Genomic DNA, 7,311 nt, shown 5'->3' with positions numbered 1-7,311 from the left:
CAGCACCGACGGATCGAAGCTGGGCGAGCAGATGTGCAGCATCCGATCGTCGGCACCCAGCCCGTACCGCTCGATCGCGTGCCGCGCCAGACCACCGAGCCCGCGATGAGTGACGGTGACGCCCTTGGGCATTCCGGTGGATCCGGAGGTGTAGATGACGTAGGCGGGATGTGACATCCGCAACGGGGAGATCCGTTCGGCATCGCCGACCGGTCCGGCCGGCAGCGCGGCGAGCTCGGCCTCGGTGGCCGGTGCGTCCAGTACCAGCCACCGCACATCGTCGGGTAGCCCGTCCGCGTAGGCGGCGACGGTGATGCCGATCCGCGCCGCCGAGTCGGTGACCATGTACCGCACCCGATCCGCCGGATAGGTGGGATCGACCGGCACGTGCGCACCACCGGCGTGTGCCACCGCCAGGACCGCCGCGACCATCTCGTAGGACCGCGGAAGTGCCAGGGCCACCAGCTGTTCGGGGCCCACCCCGAGTCCGATCAGGCGGCGGGCCAGGCGGGTGGAGTAGTCGTCGAGTTCGCCGTATCGGATCGAGCGGCCCTCGTAGCGGACCGCGATCCGGTCCCGCCCGGCGGCGCGCCCGGCGGTGAGCAACTCCGGTAGCAGCGCGGTCGCCATGACGTCGTCGGCGTGCACCCGGGTCAGGCGGGTGTACTCGTCCTCGTCGAGCAGCGACAGATCACCGACGGCGGTATCGGGCGCCGCGACCAGTTGCCGCAGCAGACCGGTGAAGCGGCGAGCGAGGCGCTCGACGGTGTCGTGATCGAAAAGATCGTGGGCATAGGAGAATTCCGCGTCGAACCCGGTCGCCGTCTCGCGCACGGTCAGGGACAGATCGAACTTCGCGGTCCCGGCATCGATGTCGACCGCACCCACGCGCAGACCGGGCAGCCGCAGATCCCCGGTGGGCAGATTCTCGAAGGCCAGCGCCACCTGGAACAGCGGATGCCGCGCCGTGGATCGCTCCGGATCGAGCAGTTCCACCAGCCGCTCGAACGGCAGGTCTGCGTGAGCGAAGGCACGCAGGTCGGCGTCCCTGGTGGTGTCGAGCAGTTGCGTGAAGCTCGCGTCGCCGGGCACCGCGGTGCGCAACACGACGGTATTGACGAACATGCCGATCAGGTCGTCGAGTTCACGCTCACCGCGGCCGGCGATCGGCGATCCGATCGCCAGATCCTCGGTGCCGCTCATCCGGGCCAGGAAGATCGCGAGCGCGGTGTGCACAGCCATGAAGGTGGTCGCGTGCCGGCGCTGGGCGAGTTCCCGCAACCCGTCGCGGATCTCGCTGTCGAGCTCGAATCGCACCCGTCCGCCCGCGTAGGAGGGACGCATCGGGCGCGGCCGGTCGGTGGGCAGATTCAGCTCGTCGGCCAGCCCGGACAGTGCCGAACGCCAGAAATCCGCCTGTGCGCTGATGACGCTGCCGGGATCGGATTCCGACCCCAGCACCGAACGCTGCCAGCTGCTGAAATCGGCGTACTGCACCGGCAGCGGAGTCCACCGCGGTGCGGCGCCGTCGCGTCGGTGACCGTAGGCGGTCATCAGATCGCGGGTCAGGGGTGCGATCGACCAGCCGTCGGCGGCGATGTGATGGGCGACGAAGACCAGGACGTGCTCGGGTTCACCGTCGCCGGGGCCGGAGTCGAGGCGCAACAGCGCGATGCGCACGGGCGGCGCGGTGGTGACGTCGAATCCCGTCGCGGTCAGCAGGGCGATCCGCGCCGGAAGTTCGCCCGGCGCGATCACCAGGGGTTCCAGATCGACCGCCACCTCGGCGGCGGAGACGACTTCCTGGGCGGGGCCGTCCTCGTATTCCGGGTAGCGGGTCCGCAGGGTTTCGTGACGTTCGATCAGGTCGCCGACCGCCGCCGCCAGCGCCTCGATATCGAGCACGCCGTGCAGTCGGACCGCGACCGGGATGTTGTGCACCGCGGAATCGGGGTCGAAACGATTGAGGAACCACATCCGCTGCTGCGCCAGCGACAGCGGAATACGCGCGGGCCGAACCTGTTTCACCAGCGCCGGGCGGGCTCGCTCGGTATCGCCATCGAGGGCGGCCGCGAATCCGGCGACGGTCGAGGCCTCGAACAGCGTCCGCACCGGGACGCGGGCCTCGATGACCCGGCCGATCCGGGCGCTCACCTGGGTGGCGTCGAGCGAGCTGCCGCCGAGGGCGAAGAAATCGTCGTCCCGGCCGATCCGCTCCACCCCGAGCACCTCGGCGAACACCTCGGCGACCCGTTCCTCCAGCGGGGTGCGCGGGGCCCGGAATTCCGCCGCCGCCGGCACCGGCAGCGGCAGGGCCGCACGATCCAATTTGCCGCTGCTGTTGAGCGGGAACTCGTCGAGTTCGACCACCGCGGTCGGAATCATGTACGCGGGCAGCACCGCGGCGAGTCCGGCGCGCACCGCCTGCGCGTCGAGTTCGGCGCCCGGCGTGCGGATCACGTATCCGGCCAGGTGGTCACCGCCGGCACCGGTGATCAGCCGCACGGCGGCCTGGCCCACACCCGGTGCGGCCAGCAGCGCGGTCTCGATCTCGGGCAGTTCGATGCGCTGGCCCCGGAACTTCACCTGGAAGTCGATGCGGCCCAGATAGTCGAGCTCACCCTCGGCCGTCCAGCGCACCAGATCGCCGGTGCGGTACATCCGCTCCCCGCCGAAGGTGAACGGATTGGCCACGAATCGGTCGGCGGTCAGATCGGGGCGGCCGTAATAGCCGCGGGCGAGCTGGTTTCCGGCCAGATACAGTTCGCCCGGCACCCCGATCGGCACCGGGTGCAGCCGGGTGTCGAGGACGAAGACCTGTGAGTTCCATTCCGGCTCGCCGATCGGCACGGTGCGCACATCCGCATCGGTGACCTCGTGGCAGGTGATCGAGACCGCGGCCTCCGTCGGACCGTACAGATTGTGCAGTGCCCCATCGCATCTATCCGCGAACAGTGCGGCGGTCTCGGCGGGCAGCGCTTCACCGACCACGAATGCCGCACGCAGCGTGGTCAATTCGCCGGCCTGGACGTGGTTGAGGAAGACGGTCAGCATCGACGGCACGAAGTCGGTGAGAGTCACTCGCTCGGCGGCGATGGTCTCCGCGAGATAGCGGGCATCGCGATGGCCGTCCGGGGTGGCCAGGATCAGCGCGGCACCCGCGCGCAGCGGGAGAAAATAGCCCCACAGCGAGACATCGAAGGTGGTCGCGGTCTTCTGCAGGTAGATATCGGTGGCCCGCACGCCGTATTCGGCATGCATCCATTCGAGCTGGTTGACGATCGCGCGGTGGCTCACCGCCACACCCTTGGGCCGTCCGGTCGAACCGGAGGTGAACAGCACGTACGCCGGATGGTCCGGATGCAGGATGCCGCGGCGTTCGCCGTCGGCGATCCGGCCCGCCGAGTAGGCCTCGAGCTCCAGTTCGTCCAGATGGTGCACCGCCGCAGGGATCGCCGCCGGTGGTTCGAAGCCGGCGGCGCGCGTGGTGAGCACCGTGTGCGGGCGGGCGGTGGCGAAGATGTGGCCGATGCGCTCGGCCGGATGCGAGGGATCGACCGGGACATAGGCGCCGCCCGCGCGCAGCACCGCGTACATGCCGACGACCAGCTCGAGCGAGCGCGGCATCGCCAGCACGACCAGGGTCTCGGGTCCCACACCGCTCTCGATCAGCAGCCGCGCCAGCCGGTTCACCCGCTCCGACAGCTCCTGATAGGTCAGCGCGGTCTCGCCGAACACCAGCGCCCGGTTGCCGGGGGTGCGCCGAACCTGCATATCGAAGCCGTCGTGCAGGAAGTCGTCGGTCACCTTGTGGCCGCTGGCATTCCAGCTGGAGGTCACATAGTCGAGTTCGCCCGCGTCCAGCAGTTCCAGATCCCCGACCGGCCGCGCCGGATCGGCGAGGGCGCCCCCGAGCAGCCGCAGGAATTTGGTGGCGAATTCCGCGACGGTCGGCTCGTCGAACAGATCTGTGGCATAGGTGAATTCGGCGCGGTAACCGTCGGCTCCGGTGGCCGGGGTGGAGATCGTCAGCTGCAGATCGAATTTGGCGAAGCCGGGATCGAAGTCCACCAGTTCGGTCGTCAGCCCCGGCAGTTCCGGCACGCCGACGCCGATGTTCTGCATGAACAGACCGACCTGGAACAGCGGATGCCGCGCGCGGGAGCGCGCCGGATTGAGCACCTCGACGAGCCGCTCGAACGGAATCTCGGCATGGGCGAAGGCATCCAGATCGCGCGCGCGGGTGGCACGGACCAGATCGCTGAAACCGCTGCCGCCGTCGACCCGGGTGCGTAACACCAGGGTGTTGACGAACATGCCGACCAGATCGTCGAGCGCGCGTTCGCCGCGACCGGCCACCGGTGTGCCGATCGCGATATCGGTGGTGCCCGACAACCGGGCGAGCAGTACCGACAGGGCCGCGTGCAACACCATGAACGGCGTCGCCCGCAGTTGTTCGGCGAGGGTGTCGATCGCGGCGCGCAGACCGGCGTCGATGTCGAAGGCGACGGTCGCCCCCCGGTACGACGACTCGGCCGGGCGCGGCCGATCGGCGGGCAGATCCAATTGCGCGGGCAGTTCGGCCAATTCGCGCTGCCAGAAGCTCAGCTGCCGGGCCGCCTCGGAATCCTGATCGGTGTCCGCGCCCAGTACTCGCTGCTGCCACAGTGTGTAATCGGCGTATTGCAGCGACAGCGGCTCCCGGTCCGGGGCGGCGCCGCGGATGCGGGCGGCATAGGCGTCGACCAGATCGCGCAGCAGCGGCCCCATCGAGACACCGTCGGCGGCGATGTGGTGGACCACGAGTACGAGGGTGTGATCCTCGGTATCGGTGCGCAGCAACCGGACCCGCACGGGGATCTCGGTGGCGACATCGAAACCGGTCGCGGCCGTGGCGCATACCTGCGCGACGAGGTCGTGCGCGGCGACCGGCTCCGGCACCAGTCGCGGTTCGGCGACCGGGCGGATCACCTGCGCGGCGCCGTCGGCGGTCTGCGGGTACACCGTGCGCAGCACCTCGTGCCGGGCCGTCACATCGGCGACCGCGGCACGCAGCGCGGGCACGTCGAGACGGCCGCGCAGCCGTAGCGCCACCGGAATGTTGTCGACCGCGGCCGCACCGGTGTCGGCGCCCGCGCTGTTGGCCAGGCGGTTGAGGAACCACATCCGGCGCTGTGCCGCGGACAGCGGCACCGTCTGCGGCCGTGCCACGGCGACCAGCGGCGGGCGCACCCTGCTGGTGCCCGCCAGGGCGGCCAGGCCGGCCGGGGTGGGGCGATCGAAGAAGTCACGAACATCGACGGTGATGTCGAGCGCGGACGCGATCCGGGCGATCGCCCGGGTGGCGAGTAGCGAGTTGCCGCCGAGGGCGAAGAAGTCGTCGTCGGCGCCCACGGCGTCGATACCGAGCAGGCCGGCGAAGATCTTCGCCACCGCCCGTTCACCCGGCGTCGCCGGCTCGCGGAATTCGTCCGCACCGCCACTGAATTCGGGTTCGGGCAACGCCTTGCGGTCCAGCTTTCCGTTGGCGTTGACCGGCATACGGTCCAGCACGACGAGCAGGGTGGGCACCATGTACTCGGGCAGCCGCGCCGCGGCGGCGCCGAGGATCGCGCCGGTGTCGAGTGCGCGGCCACCGCTGGCCACCACATAGCCGATGAGATGGTCTCCGGTGCCGTGCCGGTGCAGTACGACCGCGGCCTGGGCGACCGCGTCGTGGGCCACCAGCGCGGCCTCGACCTCGCCGAGTTCGATCCGCAATCCGCGCAGCTTCACCTGGAAGTCGCTACGGCCCAGATACTCCAGTTCGCGCGGGCCGCCGTCCACACCGCTGTTCCAGCGCACCAGATCGCCGGTGCGGTACATGCGATCACCGGGCGCGCCGTGCGGATTGGCCACGAACCGCTCACCGGTCAGCGCCGGTCGGCCGAGGTAGCCGCGGGCCAGCTGCACGCCCGACAGGTACAGCTCGCCGACCACGCCGTCCGGCAGCGGTTCCAGATTGTCGCCGAGTACGAGCAGATCGGTATCGTCGGCCGCCGCGCCGATCGGCACCGAGTCCACATCCGCCGCCGTCACCTCGTGCGCGGTGACATCGACCGCGGCCTCGGTGGGGCCGTACAGATTGTGCAGGCAGGCGCCGCTCACATCGCGCAGCGCGGCGCCCGTGGCGGCGGGCAACGCCTCACCGGAGGCGAATATCGTGCGCAGCGAATCGATCTCGGCGCTCGCCCCGGCATCGGCGACGGCGGCGGCGAAGACCGACAGCATCGACGGTACGAAATGCGCGATCGTGACCTGCTTGTCGGCGACGACCCGGATCAGATACGCCGGATCCCGATGTCCGTCCGGCGCCGCCAGCACCAGCCGGGCGCCGATCTGCAGGGGCCAGAAGAACTCCCACACCGACACGTCGAAGGTGAACGGCGTCTTCTGCAGCACCACATCGGTATCGCACATCCGATAGCACCGCTGCCGCCACCGCAGGTTGGCCACGATCGCCCGATGCGAGACCGCGACCCCCTTGGGCCGGCCGGTCGAACCGGACGTGAAGATCACGTAGGCGAGGCTGTCCGGATGGGCCGGTACGAGGTCGTCGGCCCGCGCCACCGGCGGCTCTTCGGCGGCGTCCCAGTCGAATTCGTCCAGTCGCAGGACCGGCACGTCCCCGAAGGCCGGACCGGTCGCGGTGGTGAGCACCGCCACCGGCGCCGCCACGTCGAGCACATAGGCGATGCGATCGGCCGGATGCCCGGGATCGATGGGAACGTAGGCGCCACCGGCCTTGTGGATCGCGTACATGCCGATCACCAGTTCCGGTGATCGCGGCAGGGACAGGCCGACGAGGGCATCCGGGCCGACGCCGAGCCCGACCAGGTGCCGGGCCAGCGTGGTCGCGCGCGCGTCGAGTTCGGCGTAGGTGAGCGTGCGATCCTCGAATTCGACCGCCACCGCATCCGGTGTGCGAGTCACCTGTTCGGCGAACAGCGTGGCGAGGGTGTCGGCGGGAGCCAGACCGGGAGTCAGCACGTCGGCCGCCGCGACGAGCGCATCGTCGAGCAGCTCGGAGACGGCGGCGGTCAGGGCGCCGTCGCCTGCCTCCAGCAGGTCCGGAAAACGACCCGAGACGACCACCTGTACCAGCGCATCCGGGGTCAACGCGGCGCCCATGGCGGTGGCCAGAGCGGTCAGCTCCGCACCCAGTTCGGCGTAGGTGACCACCGACTCCCCGTGACGGACGGCGATGCGCTGCGGTTCCAGATCCGCGACCACCTCGATCAGATACGGCAGATCCGCGATCTCGTACGCGCC

The 7,311-nt window shown here is 70.0% G+C and carries 2 pseudogenes; both read right to left on the bottom strand.

Annotation, left to right across the window (positions count from 1 at the left end):
• Window positions 1-2,196, bottom strand: a pseudogene (locus tag LKD76_RS32415) (condensation domain-containing protein); the annotation flags it as partial.
• Between the two features lie 174 nt (window positions 2,197-2,370).
• Window positions 2,371-7,170, bottom strand: a pseudogene (locus tag LKD76_RS31740) (amino acid adenylation domain-containing protein); the annotation flags it as partial.
• Window positions 7,171-7,311: the final 141 nt, after the last annotated feature.

Source organism: Nocardia spumae (assembly GCF_020733635.1).
Lineage (GTDB): Bacteria > Actinomycetota > Actinomycetes > Mycobacteriales > Mycobacteriaceae > Nocardia > Nocardia spumae.
Note: the sequence above shows the minus strand (reverse complement) of the source record. Positions and strands in the feature narration are given on the sequence as shown.